The following is a 25,564-nucleotide window of genomic DNA, read 5'->3' as shown; positions in this document are numbered from 1 at the left end:
ACTTTGAAATAAGAAAGTAACGGGCGAAGATCTTTTGTTATTTTTAAGGACGGGGGCTGCTTTGGCATGTTGGGTTCCCGGACAGGGGTGTGTCAAAAAGTATCCATGGATACAGCGGGGGTGGTTCCAAAGGATACAGTTGCCGCTGCCAGGCAGGGGCGTGCATTCCGTCGGTGGCGGGTGGGCGCAACCGGGGAACGTGCCACGGCACGGAGGCGGGATCGCAGACCTGGGGCTGGAAAAAAAACGCCATTCCTTGTAAATCACTATGGTAAAGGGGCCGTCGGTGGTCGGTACACACCGTATGAAATAACGGGCCATGCATGGCGTCAGGCGTCGTGGGACGGATCGGGCGGTCCGGTGCGGCGGGGGTGTGGCTAATTCATGTTTCGGAGAAGGATCGTCTGATGATGAAAAAAGTTGTGAAATTGTCTGAGTACAGAAAGAAAAAGAAGCGCGACGCCCACCAGGGGACCGGGAGCCCGCTGAGCACCGTGTGGGTGGTGGCCGGGGTGTTTGCCGCGGCCGTGCTGATGGTGTTTGTGTACCTTGTGCTGACCGGTGGCACCCCCTGACAGGGACACAGGGGGCCAAACGACGCCCGGCCTGCTTACCGAGCCCGGCGCGGTCAGGCATACATCTTTTCGATGACCTGGGCGTACCGCTCGTTGATGACGCGGCGTTTTACCTTCATGGTGGGGGTGAGCTCTCCGGCCCGCTGGGTGAACTCCGTGGGGAGCAGGGTGAACCGTTTGATTTTTTTTACGCGGCCAAGCCGCTGGGTGTACTGGTCGATGCGGTACTTGTAAAAGCTGACGATTTCCGGATGGGTCACCAGCGATTCCCGGTCGTCCCATGAAATCTCCATCACCTCGGCCAGGGACTCCAGAATGGGAAACGCCGGGATCACAAGGGCCGAAACGTAGGGCTTGCCGTCGCCTACGGCCACGGCCTGCTCCACATAGACATCTTCCTTGAGGGCGGACTCAATGGTCTGGGGGGCGATACTCTTGCCCCCGGAGGTGATGATGAGCTCCTTGAGGCGGTCGGTGACGCAGACATGGCCCTCGGGGGTGATACGCCCCACGTCCCCGGTTTTGAACCATCCGTCTTCGGTGAAGGCCCGCGCCGTCTCTTCGGGCCTGTTCCAGTATCCCTGCATCACGCAGGGCCCCTTTGCCTGAATTTCTCCGTGGGCGCCCGTGCGCAGTTCCATCAGGGGGATGGAGGTGCCGCTGGTCTCAAGGGCCATGTCCTCCATGGATCGGACACACAGGGGAAAGACCTCGGTGAGGCCGTAGCCCAGCCCCATGGGAATGCCTGCGCTGATGAAAAAATCGGCGATCTCGGGGTTAAGGGGAGCCCCGCCCACATGAATAAACCGTGCCCGTCCTCCGGTGACGGTCCGAAGCCTTCCCAATCCCAGAAATCCCGCCAGCACATAGTTGATCCTCAAGGCCATGCCCACGGACCGTCCGCTGTTCTTAAGGTGGTTTCGCCTGCCCCCGATGCCCAGGGCCCATCGAAATAGGGCCTGGCGGACAGGGGAGGCCCGGTGTAGCTTTTCCATGGCCGTGCTGTGGATTTTTTCCCAGACGCGCGGGGCGCTGACCATGAAGTGGGGCCTAATTTCTGAGAGGAACTCTTGGACGTCGTTGGGATCGTGGCAGTAAACGTTCCGGGCGCCCCGGCAGAGGACAAACCAGGTCCAGCTTCGCTCAAAGACGTGGCTCAAGGGCAGAAAGCTCAAAGAGACGTCCTTTTCCGACATGGGAGAGGGGTGGCCGGTGCTGTAGAGGCCGGTGAGCATGCTTTCATGGGTGTGCATGGAGCCTTTGGGGCTGCCGGTGGTGCCGGAGGTGTAGATGATGGTGTAGAGATCGCTTCCCTTTGCCTCGGAGAGATGGCGCCTAAGGGCTCGCTGCAGCTCCGGTTTTTCTTTTCCCAGATCGAGAAACTCCTCAAAGCTGTGGCTTTCGATATCCGGGCTCAGGCAAACCCCGGGTGAGAAGACCACCACCCGTTTCAGGGGGGCTCCCCGGGCTGCCATGGCAAGGGCTTTGTCGTATTGTTCCTGATCGTTGACAAAGAGGCAGTGGATCCCGGCGTCGTTGACGATGTAGGCGGCTTCGTCGGTGGAGTTGGAGGCGTATATCGGGACGGTGATCCCGCGAATCGAGAGGATGGCCAGGTCGGCAAGGGTCCAGGCAGAGCGGTTCTGGGAGAAAATGCCCACCCGGTCTCCGGGCCCGATACCGCATGCCAGAAGGGACCTGGCCAGGGCGTCGGCCGTCTGTTCCATCTCCTTCCAGGTGATGTGGGTCCAGGGGCCGTCGGCCCGGTCTTCCAGGGCCACCTTGTCTCCGTAGCCGGGAACCCGCCTCCGGACCATCCGCGCAAGGTGCTGTTCACGTTCCAGAAAGAACCGGGACGCCTCGTGGTGCTGGCTCGCCATCATCTGAACCCTCCGTGCCTGGTGATGACCAATGTTTTAAGCGTGAAACATCCATACTATGGCATGGCCGGTGGAATCAAGGGGCCGCGTTAAAAAAGAGAGGGGCTCAGTGCTCCGGAGCACAGCGTTAAATCAGGCCCTTGGCGGTCAGCAACGGGGCCGGGTCCACCAGGTGGCGCTTGATCCACTGGTCCGTGTTCTTCCCCTTGCCCAGGGCCAGGGTCAGGATTTCGGAGAAGTGGAGCACCGGAAGCCTCTGGCCCAGGTCGCAGCGGATCTCCAGGTTGAGCTGGCACATGGCGCAGGCCGTGATGAGGCACTCGGCCCCGGCATTCTGTCCGCTTTGGACAATGCCGTTGACCACCTCGGTGACCGCATCGGGGCGGGCCACGGAGAGAAAGGTGCCGCAGCACCTGTTCTGGCCCTGCCAGGTCACGGCCCTGGCCCCCAAGGTCCCGAGGATCTTTTCCATGAGGCCGTGGAAATTTTTCTGACGCCTGAGCTGGGGCGGTCGGGCCAGCATGCAGCCGTAATACGGTGCGTAGGTGAGGCCTGAAAGGGGCTTTTCACCCTGGACAAAGGCCGAGATGTCCAGGCCGTCAATGAGTTCGAAGAAGTGCATGACCTGTTTGGACTCGTCAAAGGGGATTCCCCACTGCCTGTGGAACCGGGTGCGGGCATCGGCGCTCTCGGTGAGGTGGTGGTGGGCCTCCTTAAAGCGAAGGGTGCAGCTGGGGCAGGCCGTGAGAATGGGCCTGCCTGCCGGAGCCATGGCCAGGTTCCGTGTCACCAGGTCAAAGGCCAGGTCCCGGTCGATGCTGTGGGCCGAGGAGCTGCCGCAGCAGTTCCAGTCGGGAAGTTCCACCAGGCGGATGCCGATGGCCTCGCAGAATATCTTAAAGGACTCATGGTTTTCCATGGCCGACGTCTTCATGGAGCAGCCGGGAAACCAGGTGACTTCCATGGGGCGCGTTTCGCATTTCATGGCATTACCCCGCTTTTTTGAAAAGGTTTCGGATATCCCCCAGGGCCTTGACCCGCGAGGGCAGGATGTGGAGCTTTCGCCGGGTGAGCATGCGGACGCCAAGGTCCATGTCGCTGAAAAAATCCCGGGTGGCCAGCTTGTAGCGCATCATGATCTCGAGTTTGTGGGTGCGGCCGTGGCGCTTGACCGAGCCCAGCATTTCCCGGTGGAAATGGTAGATCTCTTCGTCGGGGACCTTGTCACGGGCAATGGCCATCTCCCGGAGGGTGTCCATGACCGCGGGGATGTCGATGCCGTTGGGGCACTCCATGCTGCAGGTGTTGCACCCCACGCAGATCCAGGGCCCGGAGGCGGTCAGGGCCTCCTCTTTCAGGCCGAGCTGCACGAGACGGATGATCTCATGGGGCTTTCTGTCCATGATGTGGGCAAACTGGCACCCGCCGGTGCAGGCGCTGCAGTTGTAACAGCGGGTGGGCACGGTGCCGGAGCGGCGCGTGACCTCGGTGATGAAACTGGGCATGATGTCTGCCATGATTCCTCCCTTGGGCTTTGGGGCCGTTTCGGTTCCTTGGCGGGAAACGGTCCGTTTTGTCGGGCGAAGGCTCATCATACCGGTCCGGGACGCAAAGGCCTTGACTCAGGTCAAAAAAAAGGAATTTTACCGGGGCGACTGGCAGGCAGGGCGGTTTGCGTGTATGGTGGGAACCCGACCCCGAATGTTGCCATTGTGGGGCAGGGGCGGGCTGGTTGGTCGGCCCAGGAAAAAAGGGAAAAAAAGTGACAGGCAAGGACCCGAATAAAAGGCAGGAAGGCCCCATGGCTTTGGATATCAATGAGTTTGTAAAGCGTTTGAAAGACGCCTACAAGGCGTGGAACGCACCGGTGATTACCTTTATGGCGGGCATTGGCGCCACTCCCTTTGAGGTGCTCATCGCCACCCTCTTGTCCCTGCGCACCAAAGACGAGGTGACGGCACCTGCGGCCCGGCGCCTCTTTGCCGTTGCCAACACACCTGAGACCCTCCTGGCCCTGGGCGAGGAGGAGGTGGCAAAACTCATCTACCCCGTTGGGTTTTATCCCACCAAGTCCAAGCGGATCATGGAGATCTCCACCATGATCCTGGACAAATACAACGGCGTGGTCCCCGATGACCTTGATGAGCTCCTTACCCTGCCCGGGGTGGGTCGAAAAACAGCCAACCTCGTTCTGGTGGAAGGCTACCAGATGGAGGCCATCTGCGTGGACACCCACGTCCACCGCATCAGCAACCGCATCGGCTACGTCAAGACCAAGAACGCCGACCAGACCGAAATGGCCCTGCGGAAAAAGCTCCCGAAAAAGCACTGGATCATCTACAACGAGATCCTCGTGGCCTTTGGTCAGGTGCTCTGTCGCCCCATCTCCCCATTTTGCTCCACCTGCCCCGTTGCCGACCTCTGCCCGAAAATCGGCGTGACCAAACACCGATAAGACCGGGCTGGGAAGGCACTTCGGCCTTCATTCCCCGTACCTGTTCAGTTACTAACGGGCGTCGCCCGTCAGCAAATGCGCAGGGCGAGGAACGAGCCCCGAAGCATTTGCAGGCCTGGGGTGCAGGGGCTCAGCCCCTGCCCGCCGGAGGCATGCTTTGTCTATTTTTCCATGAGGTGGGTGACGGCGCCTTCAAGGCCGTCCAGGGAGAGCTCGTACATGGGAAAGATCTGTCCGATGGCCTGGATGGTGCGGGTGTAGCCCCACATGTGGGCCTGGACCGGGTTGAGCCAGACGCAGTGGGGAAAGGTTTCGGAGAGAAACCTCAGCCGCTCGATGCTGGGTTTGCCGCTTCGGTCCTGCACATAGATGGATCCGTCCCGTGAGAGGAGTTCGTAGGGGGCCATGGAGGCATCCCCCAGGATGATGAGCCGGGTGTCCGGGTCGATGGTGGCGAACTCGTCGATGGATTTGGGTTTCCGGTAACGGCTGGCATCGAGCCAGACGCTGTCGTAGATGGTGTTGTGGAAAAAGTAGGTCTTTAAGTCCTTGAACTGGGCCCGGGCGTAGTCAAAGAGGGTCTGGATCACGTTGACGTAGGGTTCCATGGACCAGCCGCCGTTGTCGATCATGAGGATGATCTTGAGGCGGTCCCGCAGGCTCTGGTCAAAGACAAGCTCGATCTCCCCCCCGTTTTTCATGGTCTGGTAGATGCTTTCGTCCACGTTGATCTGGTCTTTGGGCCCGGCCGGGATGAGGTTCCTCAGGCGTTTCAGGGCTTCGCCGATGTGGGCCTGGGTCAGGGGGCCGTACCCGGAGTAGTCCTTGTAGCGGCGCTCCCCTGCCACCTTTACCGCGCTTTTGCTCCGCGATTCGCCCCCCACCCGCATGCCGCCGGGGTGGTACCCGGAGTGGCCCACGGGCGAGTAGCCCCCGGTGCCGATCCATTTGTTGCCCCCGTCGTGGCGCTCTTTCTGGTCTTCCAGGCGTTTCTTGAAATAGTCGATGAGCTCCTCCGGGGTGTATTTGGAGAGCTCGTTTTCATCCATCCCCAGGGCCTCGGCCATCTCCTTGGGATTCTGGAGCCATTCGTCCAGCATGGCCCGGGCCACCTCGTCCAGCTCCAGCCCTTCGTCCTCAGGAATCTCCACGCCCTTGAAATACCAGGCAAAGACCTGGTCGTAGATGTCGAAGTAGCGCTCGCTCTTGATGAGGATGGTGCGCGCGGCCGTATAAAAATCGTCCACGGAGTTCACCAGCCCCGAAGAGAGAGCCTTCTGAAGCCGCAAAAAGGAGGTGGGGCTCACCGGAACCCCGATCTCCTTGAGTTTGTAAAAAAAGTCGATGAACATGGTGCCTCCGGCGGGTCGCTTTTTGAAAAAAGCTCCGCAAAAACGTTCCGGTTGCAACAGCGATGTTCCATTCGTTCCTTAGGAAAATCGCTGTTGCGAAGTCATCAGGGGGTGCTCATGCCATGTTAAAACATCCGCCTGCGCGTCACCTGATTGGCGGCCCGGCTGTAGTCCGGGCTCTTTTTAAAGAGCACGCCGAGGAAGGGGATGTCCCCTTTGGTCAGTTGCTTGACCTTGAAGTCCGGGTCAGCCTGGAGGGCACGGATCCAGTTGATGAGTTCCCGGGTGGCCGGTTTTTTCTCGATGCCGTCGAGCTCCCGGAGTTTGTAGAAGGTGGTGGTGGCGTTTTCCACCAGGTCGTCGCTGATATCCGGGAAGTGGACACGGAGGATGCGGCGCATCACCTTGGGGTCGGGGAAGGCGATGTGGTGGAAGTTGCAGCGCCCGAGGAAGGGATCGGAGAGGTCCTTTTTGGAGTTGGAGGTGATGAGGATCACCGGGCGCGTCCTGGCCGAGATGGTCTTGTCGATCTCCATGATATCAAACTGCATCTGGTCCAGGACATCGAGCATGTCGTCCTGGAAATCGGTGTCGGCCTTGTCGATCTCGTCGATGAGGAGCACCACGCGCTTGTCGGCGGTGAAGGCCTGGCCGATCTTGCCCATGGCGATGTACTCTTCGATGTCCGAGACGTTGCGTGTGGAGTCGCCGAAGCGGCTGTCGTTCAGGCGCGTCAGGGTGTCGTACTGGTAGAGGGCCTCCACCAGCTTCATGCTGGACTTGACGTTGAGGGTGATCAGCGGCATGCGCAGGCTCTCGCTGATGGCGTGGGCCAGCATGGTCTTGCCGGTGCCGGGCTCCCCTTTGAGGAGCAGGGGCATTTCAAGGGCCATGGAGATGTTGACGATTTTGGCCAGCTCGTCATCCAGGACGTACTTTTTCGCACCGGTGAATACGGCGGCGTTTTCAGGTGAGGACATGGGGGATTCCTTTTCTTGGGGAGGGGGCGGAGCCTCCAATCAATGTGTTGTCGGGTCGTGGGCCATGGCGTCGACGGAGCGCTGTTCTGCTTCCGGGGCATGCCTTTTCCCTGCCGTGGAACCCTGGTCCCGAAATCTGCCTGTATCGTGACGTCGCTTCCGAAGGGGAAGCGTCGGTCGTTGGTCTGCGGATGTACCGTAATGCATGGGGTCGCGCAGCGAGCCCATGCACGGGCGTTTTATTACTCCATTGAGACATCAAACGCCCATTATAAGGGAGAGTTTGTCTTTTTGGGAAGGAATTTTATACGGCCGTCAAAAGAAGGGCGGGAAAAGGAAGCATACGGGCCCCCGGCGGGCAGGGGCCGCGTACAGAATGGTGACCGGGCATGGATCGCCTTATGCCTGGGCGCGCACCTTGTCCGAGAGGCCTTTGGTCAATGCCAGGACCTTTTCAGCCAGCTCCAGGGAGAGGGAGCCGGTGCCGCAGCTCGGGGTGATGAGGGTGGCGTTTATGAGGGCCTTTCGGTCAAAGCCTTTGGCTTCCAGGGTGCGCATCTGGGCATCCCATTTTTCATACAGGCTCTCCACGGTCTCCTTTTCGATGTCTGCCTTTTCGCCGGTGGGGACGATGCCCCAGGCGATGATGCCGCCTTTGTCCAGGTAAGCCTTCAGGGGCGCTTCAAAGAGGATGAATTTGTCGAAGTAGCTGTAGGCGTCGAAGCTGATGATGTCGATGGCCGCGTCGAACAAAAGGGTCCACTGGGTGTTGGCGCAGACATGGACCCCGGCCAGGCCCCCTTCCTTGTGAACGGCCTCGGCCATTTCGTTCAAGGCGGAGATGACGTGCTCTTCGGTGATGGTGAGGTAGGCGGAAGTGCCGAAGCCCGCCAGGGCCGGTTCGTCAAAGAAGACGATGGGCAGTGCCCCGGATTTGCCGAGCATGCGGGCCTGCCAGGCGGCGTTCATGGTGAGGTGTTTTACCATGATGTCCCGGAGCTGGTCATCGTAAAAAATGGCCCGGTCGTCCTGGTCCTTGACCGCAGTGCCGAAGGTGACCGGCCCGGTGATCTGGCCTTTGAGGGCAAGGGCGGACAGCCCGGGTGCCATGTCGGTCAACGTGAAAAAACCTCTGGCGCGCTCCTTGGAGATGCCGAAGGGTGACGCTTCGATGTCGCCGCCCCCCTCGCTGACGGTGAGGTAGGCTTCGTAGAAGGCGAGCATCTCTTCGGCAAAGGCCTCGGAGGTGGGGTCGATCCAGGAGGTCTCTTCGGTTTCCACGAGGCCGGGGAGACCGGGGAGAAACTGGTCCACCATTCCCTCTTTGGGGTTTGATGGGAGCTGGACCCACAGGGGGATCTCGGGGGTGTGGGCGAGGACGAGCTCAGTGGCCCGGAGGTGGTCGGACAGGGGGAGGCTCCCGATGAGAAGGGGCCTGCCTTGAGGGGTAAATGTGCTCATAATGTATTGAATCCCTTTTCAGTTATAAAGATTGACACCCTGCCGAAGCCGGTGGTATGTTCGGTGGTCGCGTGAACAACTGTGATGTATACTAAAACCCACACAGACCTTTGCATGAAGGGGGAACAGATGTTTGGACTTGGTCCGATGGAACTTACCATCATCCTCATCATCATTCTCATCATTTTTGGCGCCGGGCGACTTCCCGAGATCGGCTCAGGAATCGGGAAGGGCATCCGAAACTTCAAGAAATCCGTTTCCGAGACTGAAAACGAGAAGATCGAAGGGGACAAGAAGGACGACGCCTGAATGTGATGGGGCTCGGTATGCCGAGGCGAAACCGGTTGTCCGCTGAGCGTTACGGACAAGATACGCGGTTGGTTCCGGCAGCCTGATACACATTATGATATGCCGTGAAAGGGGGGACTTGACAAGGTCCCCCTTTTTTTATGGTGCCGTGGCCCTTGCCTCTTCTTTCGGGCCTGTTCCCATGCCCTCGGCGATGAACCGCCCTGCGCGTCCGCTGTGGGTCTCTTTGTTGCTCTCCATCACCTCCACCCTTGCTTCGGGCATGCTGCCCGCCATCTTCGTGATCTCCTCCACCCCATGCAACTTGTCGGAGGCCGCCCCGATGACCACCACCGGGGTGGCAACCCCGGGCAGGTCGTCCCATATGGTGTAGCCGTTCAGGGCACCGGCGTTGGCCTTCAGGCGAATGGGCTCGGCGTCCATGACGGTGCGGGTGTATTTTTGGGCCTGTTCGGGCTCCTTTTTCTTGTCCACCCGGAAGTTGACCAGGTACCAGACGATGAGGTAGCGGATGACGGTGAAAAAGCAGGGGGGGAGGAATCGGATGATGAAGTTGCCCCAGGCGGGGAAGGCAAAGGCGGTGACCGGGGAGATGAGAAAGGCCCCTTTGGGGGCGATCCTCCCGCCGGACATGGCCCGGGTCAGGGCCGTGGAGCCCAGGGAGCTGCCCGCCACGTAGAGGGGCGTTCCCGGAGGGACGAGCTCTGCCGCCACCTCGCCGATGTCGTCGGCGAGCCGGTCGATGTCAAAGCGGGGAAGGGGGCCTGCGGGGAGCCGGGCGCTTCGCTTTTCGCGGGATTCCATGTAGATGACACGGTAGTGGGGCGTGATCTCTTCAAGGACCTCATGCCATCCGGACAGGGCCGAGAGCCAGCCCGCCACAAAGAGCAGGACCGGCTTGTTTTCCCACGAGTCGGTTTTAAAATCATACAGGGTCAGGGTGACACCGTCGGAGACGGTCACAAGGGATTTGGATACCAGGATTCCCCTGGTTTCATATCGCAGGAGCTCTCTCATGATTTCTCAGGTCCGCTGGAATGTTACGTAAGGGGGAATCGGTACCCGCGGGTGAGACCGTTTTCCCGGGTATGGGTTGTTCTACCGGTTGCGGTAGCTGGCGCTGATCTCCTCAAGGGTGGCCAGGTACTCTTTTTGCCTGGCAAGGCCTTTGTAAAGAGCGATGTCGCTCTGGAGGCTTTCCAAGGCTTTGAGGACGTCCACGCCGTAGATGTTGGTGCCGGACTGGTCGGCTCGGTGGAGCACACGCACGGCGTAGTACGTGGCCAGGATCCGGTACCTGGAATTTCGCCGGAGGAGGTAACTCCTGCCGGACAGGGTGTGGAGGAAGTAGGTGGCGTAGAGGGTTTCCACCTCCGGGGTGCAGGCGGCGGGGACCACCTGGTGGCAGGTGCTGTCCGTCATGACCTTGTAGAGATCGGGGAGAAACGCTTCCACTGCATCGGGCTCTTTGTCCAGGAACCCTTTGAAGGCCATGATGTCTTTGGCCCCCAGGGTGCGGTAGAGGTGGGCGATGTTACGGAAAAGGGCCAGGGTGTCCAGGTCTTTTTCCACGATCTCCGGCGGGTTGCTCGCCAGGCGGGTGAGGGCGCTCTCAAAACGGGCCTGGGGCGCTTGATCCGAGGGGTATTTTTTCCCCAGGTAATCAAAAAAGGAGATCAGCCGTTTCTCCGACTCCGAGCAGCCGTCGGCCTCGCCGGAAGCTGGCTGGGCGATGCCCTCGGGGGTTCCCAGAACCTCGCTTACCTTCTGTTCATGGGTCTCCATGGTGGTATCGCTGTAAAGCTCTTCACGCAGGTCCTTGACCTCTCCTTTGAGCTTCTCCACATCAACCATCCATCGCTCCTGTTCCTGTTCGACGGCCTGTTGAACCGACGTGCTTTTCCAGCGCTGGGCCTGTTTGGTCCCAAAGTAAAGCGCTGTTGACAATGCGGTGATGACGACAAGGGAAATAGCGACACGCTTCATGATCACTCCAGATCTGTTATGTAGGAACGGTGACGCGGTTGGCATTAGGCCGGGAAGGCTCGCCCTGTGGGGAGGGCGGCGTCACTGATGAACAAACTTAATAAAATATGATACACCATAATCGATGCTTGTGCAAAAACTCATGCGGCGGCACGCACCTTCGGTAAATGGGCGGATGTCGTTGTCGCGACGCGTTATTCTGAGAATCCAGGCGTTTTTGATGCGATTTGAAGCCTGCGGTATGGAGAAAAGAGGAAACGATGGCGATACCTGAGATGGACACCCCCACCACGACCCCTGCGCAAAAAGCCCGAGGGACCCTGATGATCCTGACGGCGGCCCTGGGGTGGGCCTCTTCCGGAACAGCGGCCAAACACCTGTTTCTCATGGGGGTGACCCCTGCGGGCCTGGTCCAGATGCGGGCCACCCTGGCCGCGGTGCTTATCGGTCTGTGGATCGCCATGACGCGGCCGGACCTGTTTCGCGTTGAAAAACGTGACCTGCCGCGCATCCTGGCCCTGGGGTTCCTGGGCATGGCCATGGTGCAGTTTACCTACCTGTTTGCCATCAGCCGAATTCATGTGGCCGTTGCGATTCTCATGCAGTACATGGCACCGGTGGTTATCTTTTTCTGGGCCCTGGCCTTTGGGTCCAAAAAGCCCACCCTGCTTTCGGCAGCGGCCATTGCCGTCACCGTGCTGGGGTGCTACTTCGTTTCGGGCGCCTATGACTTCGATTTGTCCGAGCTGGACCTGCTGGGGCTGGGCAGCGGGCTGGCCTCGGCCGTGAGTTTTGCCGTGTACACCCTGTTGGGGGAAGGGCTGGTGGGGCGCTACGATCCCAGGGCCGTGACCTTCCACGCCTTTTTCGTGGCGGCGGTGACCTGGAACATTGCCTCCGCCCCCCTCTCCTTTGTGGGCATGTGCGCGGATCCCGCGTTTCTCTTCTGGGGCCTCTATGTGGTGGTGATCGGGACCGTGGCTCCCTTTCTCCTGTATGTGGCGGGCATGAGGAATATCAGCTCCGTCAACGCCTCCATCACGGCCACCACCGAGCCGATCTTTGCAGGGCTCATCTCCTGGGTGTTCATCGGCGAGGCCCTGACCCCCGTCCAGATGGCCGGGGCCGCCCTGGTCCTCTTGGCCGTGGGGGTGCTGACCGTCAAGGGGTGAGATCAGGCCGAGGGCAACAGGGCTTTTTCCCGGGGGCGCTTTTGACCTCCCCGTGGATTTTAAGTATAATAACCCATCGGTTTCCGGCTGTGATCCGCCCTTGTTTCATAAGGTCCCCTTCCTTTTGCGGAGCGCTTGCCGGGCCTCCTTTACCCACCTTTGTTTTTTTCGTATCGCCGCCTGATGTGGCCAGCTGACGTCTACTGCCCCTCCAACCCATGTGCGGGCACGCTCTTTTGAGGATTGCTACCCATGCAAAAAAAACACAAGTCTGCGGGGATCCACGATATCTTTGCCTGTTCCAGCACCCACGTGTCTCGTGAGATCGACGCCATGGAAGACACCCTTGCCGCCCAGGGGGGAGACCGCCGTGTCGTTGACTCGCTGCGCAAGGCCTGTGCTCGCCTGGAGCATGTCCACTGTGTGCACAGGGCCGTCCGGCGGTCCCTTGCCGTGACGTCGGGCATGAAGAGTCCCGAGGTGTTGATCGGAAACGTGTGCCGGACCCTGGTGGATGCCGGAGGGTACGAATCGGTCTGGATTGTCCTGTTCGGCACGGACAGGAGGCAACGCACCTGGGCTCAGTCCGGCATGGGGGAGAAGGGGGAGGCCCTGGGCCGGAAACTGGAGGCCGGCTGGCTTCCCCGGTGCGGCAGGGACCTTTTGACTCCGGAAGGGGGATATTGCCAGGCAGAGGCCGGCGGGATCTGTGCGAGCTGCTCCTTTGGGAGCGCGTGCAGCCAGCAGGGGAGCATCGTGACCCGGCTGGCCCGGGGCGGGCAGCTCCTGGGGATGATGAGCGTGACCCTTCCGTCCCACGAAACGGCCGGGGACGAGGAGGCGTGCCTGGTGCAGGAGGTGGAAGTGGAGGTCTCCCGTGCCATTGAGGGGGTGAACCGGGACCTGGACCGGGCCGAGACCGAGGCCGGCCTGGGGGAATCACGGCGCGTCATGGACACCCTTTTGAAAAACCTGCCGGGCATGGCTTACCGGTGCAAGTACGATGGGGAATGGACCATGGTGCTTGTGAGCCGGGGGGGATATGAGCTGACCGGCTACCACCCGGAGGAGATGGTGGGGAACCGGGCGGTGGCCTACAACACCCTGGTGCACCCTGAGGATCGGGCCATGGTCAAGGAGACCGTGGATGCAGGTGTCTCGGGCAGCGACTCCTTTGAGATGGAGTACCGCCTCCTGACCAGGGACGGCACCGAAAAGTGGGTCTGGGAGAAGGGCAGTGTGGTCCGCATCGGCGGGGTGGTGGTGGCCCTGGAAGGGTTTGTCACGGACATCACCCAGCAGAAACATGCCATAGAGGGCCTTCGCTGGAGCAACCGGCGTTACCGGATCCTGGTGGAAGACATGCCGGCCATGGTGTGCCGGTTCCTGCCCGACGGCCGGTTGACGGACGTCAACGAGAGTTACTGCCGCATGTTCGGTATGGCCCGGGAAGAGCTTTTGGGGCAGAACTTTTTTGCCTTTCTTCCCCCGGCGGTGCGGGACCCCGTGCGGGATCATTTCCTTGAGCTGACCCCTGAAAACCCCATGGACACCTACGAACATGAGGTGATTAACCCCACCGGCCGAAGGGGCTGGCAGGAGTGGACGGATCGCGCCATTTTTTCCGATGACGGGGAGCTTCGGGAATTCCAGTCCATCGGCCGGGACATCACGGAGCGGCGCCGTGCCGAAGAGGCCTTGAGGGCCAGCGAGAGGCGGTATCGGGCGTATATCGACAACTCCCCGGTGGGGATTTTCATTTTCGGCGAGGAGGGGGGCTTTGTGGAGGCCAACGAGGCCGCCTGCAGGATGGTGGGCTACACCCGAAGCGAGCTGGCGGCCCTGAAGGTAATCGACATCGTCGGTGCCGACGGCACCGGCAAGCGAGCGCCCAACTTTGAGCGGCTGAAGCGGGAGGAACATGTCCGGTCCGAGACCCCGCTGCACCATAAAAACGGGGCGATTATCCACGGCATCATCGAGGCCGTGGCCCTGGGTGAAGGCACCTACATGGCCTATTTCATCGACCAGACCGAGCAGAGAAAACTGCAGTCCCAGCTTCAGCAGGTGCAGAAGATCGAATCCGTGGGTCGGCTGGCAGCAGGCGTCGCCCATGACTTCAACAACATGCTCTCCCCCATCCTGGGGTATGCGGAACTCCTGCTGGACGAGCTTCCCGAAGGGGAGGAGTGTTACGGCTATTCCCTGGAGATCAAAAACGCTGCCGAGCGTTCCCGCAACCTGGTGCGGCAACTTCTGGCCTTCAGCCGAAAGCAGGTGCTCCGGCTGGACCCCCTGGACCTGAGGGCCATTGTTGCCGGGATGCAGCCTCTGTTGCGGCAGACCCTCCGGGAGGATATTGCCCTCACCGTCTCCCTGGCGGAGACTTCGTGCCCGGTGCGCGCCGACATGGGCCAGGTGGAGCAGATCCTCATGAACCTGGCCGTCAACGCCCAGGATGCCATGCCCGACGGCGGGGAACTCTCCATTGCCGTGCGCATGGTCGTTCAGGAGGCCGATGCGCCTCGGCTTCACCTGGACCTCTCCCCGGGGGAGTATGTGCTGGTGGAGGTGCGGGACACGGGGCACGGCATGGACCCCACCACGGCCGAGCATGCCTTTGAGCCTTTTTTCTCCACCAAGGGCAAAGGGGGAACCGGGTTGGGGCTCTCAACGGTGTACGGGATCATTACCCAGCACGGGGGGGCGGTGCGCATGGATACCCGCCAGGGGGAAGGCGCGGTGTTCTCCCTCTATTTCCTCCGGGAGGAGGAGCCCGTGGCCGAGATGCCCGAGGTGACCGAGGAGAAGGCCGTGGCCTCGGGCCATGAGACGGTGCTGGTGGCCGAGGACAACGAGGTGGTGCGGAACATGACGGTGAGCGTTCTGACCCGCCTGGGCTATCGCGTCTTTGACGCCGCGGGCGGTGAGGAGGCCCTGGCCGTCCTGAAGAACCACGAAGGGGCCGTGGACCTGCTCCTCACCGATGTGGTGATGCCGGGCATGAACGGCCGGGAACTCTACACCCGGGTATCCCAGCTCTACAGCGGGATCCGCGTCCTTTACATGTCCGGGTACTCAGACGACGTCATCGCCCACCACGGCGTGCTGGAAGAGGGGATCCATTTTATCCAGAAGCCCTTTACCATCGAAGGGCTCACCAGCAAGGTGAGGGAGGTGCTGGATATTGCCTGCTGCGCCGGGGCTCCAGGGTCATGAAAGGTCTTGATAGGCCCTTGAAACACGGGTCACCGTGGTGATGCCGCAGGCCGCTGCAAAGGCAAGGGCCAGAGCTGGAAAGGCCGTTGGAAACAGGCAGGCTGCCACATAAAAGGCGATGGTCTCGGTTCCTTCGGTGAGTCCTTCCAGGTAGTTGAGGGCTTTTCCGCTGGGGTCACGTCCCTGTTTGTGGGCCATGGCCGCATAGGCCAGAAAGCTGGATCCGGTCCCCACAAAGCTGAAAATGAGCACGGACGCAGCCAGGGCGTTGCGCCCGGGATCGGCCAGGGCAAACCCCACCACCACGGCGGAGTAAAAGATAAAATCCAGGACAATGTCCAGGAACCCTCCCGCATCCGAAGGGCCAGCGTCCCGGGCCAGGATGCCATCAATACCGTCTGCGATGCGGTTGGCAACAATAAACACAAGGGCCACGCCGTACCACCCCATGGCAAGGGCCGGCACCGCCAGCACCCCCACGCCGAATCCCGTCATCGTCACCTTATCCGCATGCACCCCCCGGGCCTTTAACGGGGCGGCCAATCCCTCCAGGGGGCGTTTCACCCACCCCGCACTCCATTTATCCAGCATATGTTTTCCTCCTTAATGTTCTTACGATCCCTCAATAGCCAAACCCCGTTTAAAAGCAGCCTCCGGCGGCCAGGTGGGGGCACCTGGAAACCCTAAGGCGAATGCGTGGAGGGAGTCATGATGCAATGGTTTTATGGGCATTCGCGTGATGTGCGACATGGGGCAACCGCTTATGCTCGAGAGGCCCATGACATTACTTCAGATTAACCTGAATCAGTTGTAACTGGTCGGCTTGCCGATAACGCTCGGCCGGTCCGAGGCGTTCACAAGACCTGTTTGTCAAACTTTTTAAAAGTTTGGCCCCCGGCAGGGCCGCCGGAGACGTTTTTTTAGCGTTTTATCTGATTTTCCAATCGAATGAGCCGGCCGCCTTCGGGGATGTCGTCTTCGTCGTGGGTGACGAGGAGGGCCGGGATTCCCATGGCGGTGATCTGGTCGAAGACAAAGGCCCGGAAGCTTTTTCTCAAGGGCTTGTCCAGTTTGGAAAAGGGTTCGTCCAGCAGCACGGCGTCGGGGCGGCTGATGAGGGCACGCATGAGGCTGATGCGGGCTTTTTGGCCGCCGGAGAGGGCCGTGGGGTGGCGGTGTGCCAGCTCGGCGAGGCCCAGCTTCGAGAGGACCTGCATCGCTTTGTCCCGCCGTTGGACCGGTTTCCCGCCGGGCAGGGCGAACAGAAGGTTTTCCAGGACGGTCATGTGGGGAAAGAGGAGGTCGTCCTGAAAGAGGATGGCGATGCCCCGTTTCTCCACGGGCAGGCCCGAGAGGGACCGCCCGCCTAGGGAAAGCTCTCCCGTGGCCTTGAAGGCCGGGGCCAGGGCCCCTGAGATCCAGCTGAGGATGGTGGATTTTCCGCAGCCCGACGGCCCCATGAGGGTGACCACCTCCCGGGGGGCCACGGTGAAGCTCAAGGTGTGGCAGAGGGCCTCGGTGCCGTGATGGATGGTGAGGCCGGAGACGGCCAGTGTGTGGGTCATGGGGTGCCTCGCTTGAGTCGTGGAATCACGAGGGCCGTGGCATAGGCCAGGGTGGGCAGGGCGACCTGGATCAGTGCGTAGACCGCGGCAAGGCGCCTGTCCACTCCGCTGCCGATGGCCACGGCCTCGGTGGTGATGGTGGGGACCCGCCCGCCCCCGAGCATCAGGGTGGGGAGGAACTGGGCGATGGAGACGGAAAATCCCACGGCCCAGGAGAAGAGAACGGGTCGAAGGAGCATGGGCAGCTTGATCCTGAAAAAGCAGGCCAGGGGCGACCGGCCCATGGAGAGCCCTGCGGTGACGTAGCGCTGGTCAAAGGCAAGGTAAGTGCCGTTGAGGCAGAGCCAGGTGTAGGGAAAGACAAAGAGGAGGTGCCCCCACATCACCAGGGCGAGGGACCCGGAGAGGCCTGCCTTGAGGGCTGCCACCTGGATCCCGAAGACCATGGGGAGCTGGGGGAGCAGGATGGGCAGGGCGATGAGGCCCAGGGGCAGGCACCTCTGGGAGCGTGCCTGATGCTCCAGGCAGCCCACCACAAGAAAAACGGCCGTAGCGCTCACCACGGCGGCCATGGCAAGGGACACGCCCATGGGTTCCGAGGCAAAGGGCAGCTCCGCCGTCCAGTTCACCAGGGTCATGCGGGAGGGCAGGGCATGGGGGAACCGCCACCTTTGTGCCACGCTCCAGAGGCAAAGCCCGGCAAAGACCGACAGGGTGACAAGAGCCCCTGCCGGAACGCTGAGGCGGGCGATTCCTGCCAAAAAGCGGCTTGGGCGTCCGCGCCTTCCGTTGATCTGGTTTTTTTTGAGCAGGGGGGCCAGGAGGCGCTCCACGGCCATCCAGCACCCCATGAGCCCCAGGGTCAGGCCGAAGAGGAGAAGGGCCCCTGCAGCTGCCCGGGGCATGAGGGCAAGCTCCGGCTCCTGGAACCAGTGAAACACCTTGACCGCCAGGGTGGGGGGCCTGTTGGGGCCCAGGAGCAGGGCCATGTCCACCACCGAGAGGCTGTAGGCCATGGCGGCAAATAAGGGCAGCCGGATCAGGGGGTAGAGCTGGGGGATGAGGAGCTTTTGCCAGACCCGGTGAGGCGGGTAACCGAAGCTGCGCCCGAGCCGGAGCTGACGGTCCGTGTCGATCTGGGAGAGGGCCGCCATGCACATGAGGATGAGAAAGGGGGTCTCCTTGAAGGCCAGGGCCAGGGTGAGGGTAAGGCCCAGGGGATCCTGGATGATCTGCCAGTCCGGGGGGCGGTGCCAGCCGGTGAGGACCGGAGAGATGAGGCGCACCAGCCAGCCGCTGGGGGAGATGAGGAAGGCAAAGCCCACGGCAAAGGCCACATGGGGCAGGGCCAGCACCGGGGGCAGCACCCGCCGGATCCACGTCCACCAGCCGGTGCCCCGGGTGAAGGTGACCACAAGCAGGGAAAGGGCCAGGGAGAGGAGCGGGGCGCCGACACCCGACAGCACGGTGAGGCCCATGCTTGTCCCCAGGCCCGGTTCGGCCAGGAGCAGGCGAAAAGCCCCTGCGCCCGGGCGCAGGGCTCCTGTGGCAGGCACCGCGCCCAGGGCGGGAAGCACCACGCCAGCTAAGCCGAAGGCCAGGGGGGCCAGGCAGAAGATCGCAACAAGGGTTGGGAAAACACGCAGCATCATAGACGTCCCTTTGGCATCACTGCCCGTACCGTTTATTCCACTCCTTCTCAAGGGCCGTCATCCAGGAGGGGTGGGGCTCGGCCACGCTTTTGCAGAGCGCGGGGGCGGTTTTGAAGAGGGCTTGCTCTTCGGGCGTTAACCTGGCCATGGCAAGAACCGCGGGGTCACCCCAGATGTCGGTGTCCGCTTTTCTGGCCTGGGCCTCGGGGGACAGGAGAAAGTTGATCACCACCTTGGATGCTGCCTTGGCGTCGCTGTTGTAGGGGATGGCCAGAAAGTGGCTGTTGGTGAGGGCGCCCATGTCAAAGACCAGGGACCGTGCCCCGGCGGGGAGGAGGCCCTGTGCGGCTTTGGCGCGGGCGTCCTGGGGGTTGAAGCTGATGGCCAGGTCGATCTCCCCGTCGTCTAAGAGCTGTACCATGTGGGAACTGCCCGTGGGAAAAGCCCCGGCCCTGCGCCAGGCAACGGGGTGAAGGGCGTCGAGCCATCGCCACAGGGGCGCTGTGACCCGGGCCACGTCGGCTTCGGAGGCAGGGTTGTACAAGGGGGCCGGGTCGTCGGTCAGGTCCAGGAGCACCTGCTTGAGAAAGGAGGAACCGTGGAACTCTGGAGGCATGGGGTAGGCCACGCGTCCGGGGTGGGCCTTGGCGTAGGCAAGCAGGGACGCTGCGTTTGTGGGGGGCTCCGGCGTGCGCTGGGGATCGAAGATGAGGTTGAGTTGTCCCACGCCCCAGGGGGCCTCCAGTCCCTCCACCGGGACGGTGAAATCCCTGTCCACCTGGAGCCTTTCCCGGTCCACCAGGGTGTCGTTGGGCAGCTCCTTGACAAAGGGGCCGTGGAGGAGCCCGGCCTCCTTCATGGCCTTGAAGTTCTCGCCGTTGATCCAGATCATGTCAACGGACCCGTCCCGGGTCTTGCCTGCGACTTTTTCCGCCAGAATGCGGCCCACCACGTCGGAGATGTCCGTGACTTTCACATGGACAAGGCGAATGCCGTAGCGCTTTTTCACCTCGGCCCCGGCCCATCGGATATAGGTGTTGATCTCCTGGCTGCCGCCCCAGGCGTTGAAGTAAACGGTCTGCCCCCGGGCGTCGGAAAGGGTCTGTTGCCAGGGTCCGGCGTGGGCCGACGAGAGGGGCAGGAGAAGGGCCAGGCAGAAAAGGAGGCGTGTGAGCATGATGGGCTGTCCTTTCGAAAAGGGCGGTTTATCGGCAGGTGTCTGCTCTATGGGAATTATTGGAATTGCCAATGACGTACTGCGATATACATCAATGCGAAAGACAATGCTACCATTTTGAGGATGTCCGGGGAAGGTGAAAGGGGGGGATATTCAGGGCCAACGCACTCAACAATTCCATTGCCTCCGGCGGGTCGCTTTTTGAAAAAAGCTCCGCAAAACGTTCCAGTAAAAACGAAAAAAATGAGAGGGGCTATGGCCGGTTGCGACCCGTCCAAAAAACGAAACCTGTTTGTCAAACGTTTCAAACGTTTGGCTCCCGGAAGGGCCGCCGGAGGCAACATCTGAATGCGTTGGCCCTGATTGGGTGGAAGGGCAGGGTTATGCGGCGTCTCCATGGAAGAAAACCGCACCCATGGCGCAGACGAAGTGGGCGGTGTGGCTTTCGTTGCTCCACTCCAGGTCGATGCCGAAGCATCGCCGGGCCAGGTCCATGAGATTCACCCCCAGGGATTCAAGGCTGAAGATTCGTTGATCGGGCTTGGCGCATATGGTGACCCCCTCTTCAGCGACGCAGCGATCGCATGCCATGCAGGGGCCGGCACCGGCAATGGTGTAGCCCTCTTCCCGTGAGGCGTAGAGCTCATCCACCAGAAAACCGCGGACCTGCTTGAAACAGAGGCGGTAACGGTCCTGCAGGAGCTCCCCGGAGAAGTATTCCAGGGGAAGGCGAAGGCAGATGACCCGGGCGCTTTTTTTGCCTTGCGTGTAGTGGATAAACGTCGGGCTGAACGGGGGGCAGGCGAGGTTGGTGCCGTATTGGCGGCAGGCTTCGCAGGCCGTTTTGTACCTGCTGTGGTGCTCGATGGCGGAGAGGGGCACCACGGTTTCAAACCGCTCGTAATAGATGGGCTCCCCCGACGGGTCCGCCGCTTCGCAGACGGCCATGGAGACATCCTCCCCCACGGGGATGCGACGTTCGCGGCTCGAGATGTTGACGGAGTAGGCCAGGGCTTCCTGCCTGGCAACGTGGTTGGTGCAGGCGGGGCACCGTCCTTTTGATTCATCTCTCCAGATTTCGAGCTCCTGTCCGCAGTGGGGACAGGGAAACAGCTCGGGGACAGACATCAGGGTCTGGTCCCTTCCAGGGCACCTGGGCAACATGACTGGCTCTCCTTTGGTGCATGGCACCATGGGGCGTTGTGGTGACGGATGGGAACACCCATGGGGTCTCCCTCCGTTGTTTTGCGCCGACATCGTCCATCTTGTCGGGGTGCTCGGTGAAAAAGCAAAAAAAGGTATTTCGCAGGTGCAGTATGCGGTGCTAAAGGTAAGTAATGCGGGATAGTGCCTGATGGTGTGGTATATTTCTATATATCTGAAATTGTATGTTATTGAAAGAAGAAAATGGTCGGCTTGCGGAGCGTTCGTTAAAGAATCAGGCGCATGTTATTTAGGTGAAAAAGGACAGGCAACAGATTCAAGACTATATATAGTTAAGTGCGGCGGGCGACGCCGCTTCCATCTTCAGGTAATGTGGGGATTTTGCCAATTCTTCGCAATTTTTCCAGGCCCCGGGCCCGCCCGGTGGCAGGTCGGCGGGCACCCATGGGTTGCTGTGCGGGGACTTTGTGTTTGGGGCCTCCCTTGGTACGGCTTGTGCAACACGAGGGGGGAATCACCGGCCGGTTCCACCGGAGGGTGAGGGCACGCATGGGCGACGGTGAATGAGCCAAGGCGGCGGCCCCGGCAGAGATTATGGATGCAGCTCCATTCCCCCCGGAAGAGACGGCTTCTCCCCTGCCCGGATACGGCGCATGTGCCACCGCCTTTTTATTTGCCGCAGGCGCTTTCAGGCACGTCCCCTGAACGTCCAACCACTGCCTGAAGCGCCCCCATGCAGCCCCCCGTCTCCTCCTGGTGTCCACGGCCGGTTGACATGCCATGATATCGGGGACCGGTATCGCCTGTTTGACACCGATGCCGACGCCCTTGGAACTCAACCGGTAACCGAAGAAAGAGAGCCCTGTGCCCCGCTGCGGGGTGCCTCGGCATAATGGGAGCGACGAGCCTATGTTTACTGTCATCGGAGAGCGGATCAACACTACCCTGAAAAGCGTGAAGGCGGCTGTGGCCGACCGGGACGCCGACTACATCGCAGAGGATGTAAAAAAGCAGGAGGCCGCCGGGGCCACGTACATTGACGTCAATGCCGGGGCCCGTATCGGGTGTGAAGAAGAGGACATGCGCTGGCTCCTTGGGGTGGTTCAGGAGGCGACTTCCCTTCCCCTGTGTCTGGACAGCCCGGACCCCGCGATCCTGGAGATGGCTTACGGCCTTGCAGCGCAGAAGCCCATGATCAACTCCATCAGCCTGGAGACGGACCGGTTCGAGCCCATGATGGCTTTTTTCAAAGGGAAAGCGTGCCGGGTGGTGGCCCTCTGCATGGACGATTCCGGCATGCCCACTTCCGTGGATGAGGTCTTTGACCGGGCCAGGCGCCTGGTGGAGTCCCTTGCTTCCATCGGGGTGGAGCGGGACGACATCTTCATCGACCCCTTGATTCAGCCCCTGAGCGTGGCAACAGGCAACGGGACCATGGCCATGGAGGCGGTGGAGCGCATCATGACGGAACTTCCCGGGGTGCACACCACCGGCGGGCTTTCCAACATTTCCTTCGGCCTTCCCCAGAGGCGGATGGTGAACCGCAATTTTCTGGCCATGATGATGGCCCGGGGCCTTGATTCGGCCATCATGGACCCCCTGGACGGCGAGCTGATGGCCACGTTGACCACGGCCGTCGCCCTGAAAGGCGGGGATAAATTCTGTATGAACTACCTTAAGGGCGTGCGCGCAGGCAGGATCAAGGCGTAACGATTTCGGGGCGCATCCATGGCGCCCCTTTTGGTAAGCCGGCTGCACGCGGCCTTGGTCCCGCCGCGTTTTTTCCCGTGGTATGGCGGGACGGGCGCCGCGCTGCAGCGGCTTTATCAAGACCTCACCGAGTGGAAAACGGCGGTGGGGCGGTGGAGGGTTGGTTTTTCCGGCGGGTTTGTGATACCCCTGACAACAGGTGAAAGATCAGCGGAAACATCCCTTTTTATGGCCTCGGCTCATTGCAGGGCAGGGGCCGGGATGCTTCGAATGAACACAAAAAAGAGGGGGGCATGGTGCGACGGCCTGACGTGAGGTTCCTTTTGGCAGCTCTTTTGCTGCTTTTCGCTTTTTCGGCCGCGGCATCGGCTGCCACCCCCGCCGCTGTGGATCCGCTGACCCCTGAAGAGCGTCAATGGCTCACCGCCCATGACGGCAAGATCCGCCTGGCCCCGTCCCCCAACTGGGAACCCCTTGAGTTTTTCGATGAAAACGGACGCTACCGTGGGCTCGTTGCCGACTACATGCACCTTGTGGAGGAGCGCCTTGGATTTCGGTTCAAGGTGATCCGCATCGATTCCTGGGAGAATGTCCTGACCCTGGCGCGCCACCGGGAGGTGGACATCATCAGCGCCGCCCATCATACCCGCGAACGGGGGGAATTCCTGAACTGGTCCCCGACCCTTTTTACCCTCTCCAACACCATCATCGTCAAAAAGAGCGTGCCGGGCGTGCTGACCCTGGGCCGGATGCAGAACATGACCATCGGCGTGCCCGCCGGTTACGCCGTGTACCATTACATCAGGGGCACCTACCCGGACCTCAACCTGGTCCCCGTTTCCAGCGGCCGTGAGGGGATGCGCATGGTCTCCTTCGGGGAGCTCGATGCCATGATCATGGAGGTGCCCAACGCCCTGTTTGTCATCGAGGACCAGCAGATCACCAACCTGAGGCTGGCCGGCACCATTGATTTCAAGGTGGAACTGGGCACGGCCACCCGAAATGACTGGCCCCTTCTCGGGAGCATCATGGAAAAAGGGCTGGCCCTCATCACCGAGGAGGAGCGGGCAGACATCTACAACAAGTGGGTCCGGCTGGAACAGATCCCCTTTTACCGGAACCCCACCTTCTGGACGGTGATCAGCTCCATGTTCATCGTGGTGGCCGTGATCATGGCCGCTGTCATCGCCATCAACCGCACCCTGAAGATGCAGGTGGCCCAGCGCACCGAGGAGTTGCGCGTCAACGAAAAAAGGCTGGAAGCCCTGCTGCGCCTCAACCAGATGACCGAGGCCTCCTTAGACGAGATCATGGCCTTTGCCGTGAAGGAGGCGGTGAAGCTGACCCGGAGCCGGTTCGGCTACCTGGCCTTTGCCGACAGCACCGGGTGGCTCTTTGTCCATGACTCCCCGTACGCCGCCGCGGGCAAGGGGTGGACCGCCACCTGCACCCCGGAAGGCTTTCCCGATGAGTTTAAGGGATTCTGGGGCGAGGCCCTGGCCAGGCGGGTGCCGGTGACCACCAACGATTATCCGGCCAGCAACCCGGCCATGAAGGGCGTGCCCACCGGTGTCGGCCCCATTTTCCGGTACATGAATATTCCGGTATTGAAGCGCGGAGAGGTGGTGGTCGTTGCCGGGGTGGGCAACAAGCCCGTTCCGTATGACGACGCGGACCAGCGCCAGGTGACCCTGCTCATGGCCGGGATGTGGCGCATGGTGCAGAGGCGCCGATCCGAGGAGGCCCTGAAGCAGAGTGAAAAAAGGTTCCGGGACCTGGTGGAGAGCGCCCTGACGGGCATCACCATCGTCCAGGCCGGGGAGGTGGTGTACAACAACCCCGAGCAGGAGCGGATCATGGGGGCGCTGGCTCCCTTCGGGACACGCCGGGATGAGACGATCCACCCCGACGACCTCGAAGCCGTGAACCGTTTTTCCGAGGCCGTCATGAACGGGGAACCGGGTCTCCATGAGGCGGAGTTTCGGTTTACCCCCACCACCGGAAGCAAGGATGAGGGGCGACAGATCTGGGTGACCTGCCGGGCCAACCCCATCGAGTTCCAGGGGGAGTCGGCCATGCTCATCAACACCATGGACATCACCTGGGCCAAGGAGCTCGAACACCTGCTGGTGGTTCAGGACAAGATGGCCTCCCTGGGGCACGTGGCCGCAGGCATCGCCCATGAGATCCGGAACCCCCTGTCGGGCATCAATATTTACATGAGCACCCTGGAAAAGAGGGTGGCCGCCGGACGGTCCATGGCGGAGCTGGAGCCGGTGTTTCGCCAGGTGCGTTCGGCTTCGGGAAAGATTGAGTCGGTGATCCGGCGGGTGATGAACTTTTCCAAACCGTGTGAACCCAAGATCGTGCTGACCCGGATCAACAAGCCGGTGCGGGAGGCTCTGGCCCTGTCCATGATGATGCTCACCAAGAGCAACATCCATGTGGAGCAGCGGCTGGACGAGGCCCTGCCCAGGTGTTATGCCGAGCCCCAGCTCATTGAAGAGGTGGTGCTCAACCTCATCACCAACGCGGCCAGCGCCCTAAAGGCATGGCCCTGGGAGAAGCGGATTCGCGTCTCCACTTTTCTGGAGGGGGGGGAGATCATCCTTCAGGTGGAGGACTCCGGGCCCGGGGTTCCCCGGGAGGTTCGGGACCGGGTCTTCGAACCGTTTTTTACCACCAAGAACAACAGCACCGGCATCGGCCTGAGCCTCTGCCACCGCATCGTTACCGACCACGGCGGCAGCATCCGGGTGGAAGAGGGCGAAGGCGGCGGGGCCCGGTTTGTGGTGGCCCTGCCCCTGGAGGGCGACCGCGGCGAATCCCGGAATGTCCGGCATGGGCTGTAGCGGTGGGTGCGCCGATATCACTATATCGCCCGGATGGTTGACTGTCCGGGATGGG

At 61.3% G+C, this 25,564-nt stretch carries 20 protein-coding genes; 7 read left to right on the top strand and 13 right to left on the bottom strand.

Features of this window, described 5'->3' with window-relative positions; translation table 11 throughout:
* Positions 1–407 precede the first annotated feature (407 nt).
* Positions 408–575 carry a hypothetical protein gene (locus MSL71_RS04225; protein WP_180137401.1) on the top strand — a complete coding sequence of 56 codons (168 nt, stop codon included), beginning with the start codon at positions 408–410 and terminating at the stop codon, positions 573–575.
* Between the two features lie 53 nt (positions 576–628).
* Here the strand turns inward: MSL71_RS04225 and MSL71_RS04220 are convergent, their stop codons facing one another.
* The 3 genes from MSL71_RS04220 to MSL71_RS04210 form a co-directional block, all read right to left on the bottom strand.
* A complete protein-coding gene (locus MSL71_RS04220) occupies positions 629–2,458 on the bottom strand; it encodes an AMP-dependent synthetase/ligase (RefSeq protein ID WP_180137400.1) in 1,830 nt (609 codons plus the stop codon).
* Positions 2,459–2,582: 124 nt separating this feature from the next.
* Positions 2,583–3,440: a CoB--CoM heterodisulfide reductase iron-sulfur subunit B family protein gene (locus MSL71_RS04215; protein ID WP_180137399.1), complete on the bottom strand. Its 858-nt coding sequence runs from the start codon at positions 3,438–3,440 to the stop codon at positions 2,583–2,585.
* 4 nt (positions 3,441–3,444) lie between these two features.
* On the bottom strand, positions 3,445–3,972 hold the full coding sequence (locus MSL71_RS04210) for a 4Fe-4S dicluster domain-containing protein (RefSeq protein ID WP_180137398.1): 528 nt from the start codon (positions 3,970–3,972) through the stop codon (positions 3,445–3,447).
* A 284-nt stretch (positions 3,973–4,256) separates the two neighbouring features.
* On the opposite strand from MSL71_RS04210, the gene MSL71_RS04205 reads away from it, so the two are divergent.
* On the top strand, positions 4,257–4,910 hold the full coding sequence (locus MSL71_RS04205) for an endonuclease III domain-containing protein (RefSeq protein ID WP_180137397.1): 654 nt from the start codon (positions 4,257–4,259) through the stop codon (positions 4,908–4,910).
* A gap of 161 nt (positions 4,911–5,071) precedes the next feature.
* Here the strand turns inward: MSL71_RS04205 and MSL71_RS04200 are convergent, their stop codons facing one another.
* From MSL71_RS04200 to MSL71_RS04190, 3 genes are all read right to left on the bottom strand, one after another.
* Positions 5,072–6,262 carry a vWA domain-containing protein gene (locus MSL71_RS04200; protein WP_180137396.1) on the bottom strand — a complete coding sequence of 397 codons (1,191 nt, stop codon included), beginning with the start codon at positions 6,260–6,262 and terminating at the stop codon, positions 5,072–5,074.
* 125 nt (positions 6,263–6,387) lie between these two features.
* A complete protein-coding gene (locus tag MSL71_RS04195) occupies positions 6,388–7,242 on the bottom strand; it encodes an AAA family ATPase (RefSeq protein ID WP_180137395.1) in 855 nt (284 codons plus the stop codon).
* Between the two features lie 399 nt (positions 7,243–7,641).
* Positions 7,642–8,703, bottom strand: a complete 1,062-nt coding sequence (locus MSL71_RS04190; RefSeq protein ID WP_180137394.1) for a uroporphyrinogen decarboxylase/cobalamine-independent methonine synthase family protein — start codon at positions 8,701–8,703, stop codon at positions 7,642–7,644.
* An 84-nt stretch (positions 8,704–8,787) separates the two neighbouring features.
* Here MSL71_RS04190 and MSL71_RS04185 point away from each other — a divergent pair, with 84 nt between their 5' ends.
* Complete coding sequence (locus tag MSL71_RS04185; RefSeq protein WP_484482034.1) at positions 8,788–9,012, top strand: twin-arginine translocase TatA/TatE family subunit; 225 nt, start codon at positions 8,788–8,790, stop codon at positions 9,010–9,012.
* A 138-nt stretch (positions 9,013–9,150) separates the two neighbouring features.
* On the opposite strand, the gene MSL71_RS04180 is transcribed toward MSL71_RS04185, so the two are convergent.
* Both MSL71_RS04180 and MSL71_RS04175 read right to left on the bottom strand, forming a co-directional pair.
* Positions 9,151–10,029 (bottom strand): alpha/beta fold hydrolase, encoded by an 879-nt coding sequence (locus tag MSL71_RS04180; protein WP_180137393.1) that lies wholly within the window; start codon positions 10,027–10,029, stop codon positions 9,151–9,153.
* An 81-nt stretch (positions 10,030–10,110) separates the two neighbouring features.
* The gene (locus MSL71_RS04175; RefSeq protein WP_180137392.1) at positions 10,111–10,998 is read right to left on the bottom strand and encodes a hypothetical protein; all 888 of its coding nucleotides are present in this window, start codon (positions 10,996–10,998) and stop codon (positions 10,111–10,113) included.
* Positions 10,999–11,258: 260 nt separating this feature from the next.
* Here MSL71_RS04175 and MSL71_RS04170 point away from each other — a divergent pair, with 260 nt between their 5' ends.
* The gene (locus MSL71_RS04170; RefSeq protein ID WP_180137391.1) at positions 11,259–12,170 is read left to right on the top strand and encodes an EamA family transporter; all 912 of its coding nucleotides are present in this window, start codon (positions 11,259–11,261) and stop codon (positions 12,168–12,170) included.
* 252 nt (positions 12,171–12,422) lie between these two features.
* A complete protein-coding gene (locus MSL71_RS04165; RefSeq protein WP_180137390.1) occupies positions 12,423–15,389 on the top strand; it encodes a PAS domain S-box protein in 2,967 nt (988 codons plus the stop codon).
* On the opposite strand, the gene MSL71_RS04160 is transcribed toward MSL71_RS04165, so the two are convergent.
* The 5 genes from MSL71_RS04160 to MSL71_RS04140 form a co-directional block, all read right to left on the bottom strand.
* Positions 15,384–15,980 carry a CDP-alcohol phosphatidyltransferase family protein gene (locus MSL71_RS04160; RefSeq protein ID WP_180137389.1) on the bottom strand — a complete coding sequence of 199 codons (597 nt, stop codon included), beginning with the start codon at positions 15,978–15,980 and terminating at the stop codon, positions 15,384–15,386. The two genes, MSL71_RS04165 and MSL71_RS04160, sit on opposite strands and share 6 nt — an antisense overlap.
* Positions 15,981–16,309: 329 nt before the next feature.
* Positions 16,310–16,954: an ATP-binding cassette domain-containing protein gene (locus MSL71_RS04155; protein WP_180137388.1), complete on the bottom strand. Its 645-nt coding sequence runs from the start codon at positions 16,952–16,954 to the stop codon at positions 16,310–16,312.
* Positions 16,951–18,606, bottom strand: a complete 1,656-nt coding sequence (locus MSL71_RS04150; RefSeq protein WP_180137387.1) for an ABC transporter permease — start codon at positions 18,604–18,606, stop codon at positions 16,951–16,953. Before MSL71_RS04150 ends, MSL71_RS04155 begins: the two co-directional genes overlap by 4 nt.
* 16 nt (positions 18,607–18,622) lie before the next feature.
* Entirely contained in the window at positions 18,623–19,783 is a 1,161-nt protein-coding gene (locus MSL71_RS04145) for an ABC transporter substrate-binding protein (RefSeq protein WP_180137386.1), read from the bottom strand.
* Positions 19,784–20,164: 381 nt separating this feature from the next.
* Positions 20,165–20,947 carry a DUF2284 domain-containing protein gene (locus tag MSL71_RS04140; protein ID WP_180137385.1) on the bottom strand — a complete coding sequence of 261 codons (783 nt, stop codon included), beginning with the start codon at positions 20,945–20,947 and terminating at the stop codon, positions 20,165–20,167.
* Positions 20,948–21,856: 909 nt separating this feature from the next.
* Here MSL71_RS04140 and MSL71_RS04135 point away from each other — a divergent pair.
* Complete coding sequence (locus MSL71_RS04135; protein ID WP_180137384.1) at positions 21,857–22,657, top strand: dihydropteroate synthase; 801 nt, start codon at positions 21,857–21,859, stop codon at positions 22,655–22,657.
* A gap of 293 nt (positions 22,658–22,950) precedes the next feature.
* Positions 22,951–25,509 (top strand): ATP-binding protein, encoded by a 2,559-nt coding sequence (locus MSL71_RS04130; RefSeq protein ID WP_180137383.1) that lies wholly within the window; start codon positions 22,951–22,953, stop codon positions 25,507–25,509.
* The last annotated feature ends 55 nt before the right edge of the window (positions 25,510–25,564 follow it).

This window comes from Desulfoluna butyratoxydans, assembly GCF_900699765.1.
GTDB lineage: Bacteria > Desulfobacterota > Desulfobacteria > Desulfobacterales > Desulfolunaceae > Desulfoluna > Desulfoluna butyratoxydans.
The sequence above is the reverse complement of the archived record's forward strand: the minus strand, read 5'-3'. Positions and strand labels throughout refer to the sequence as shown.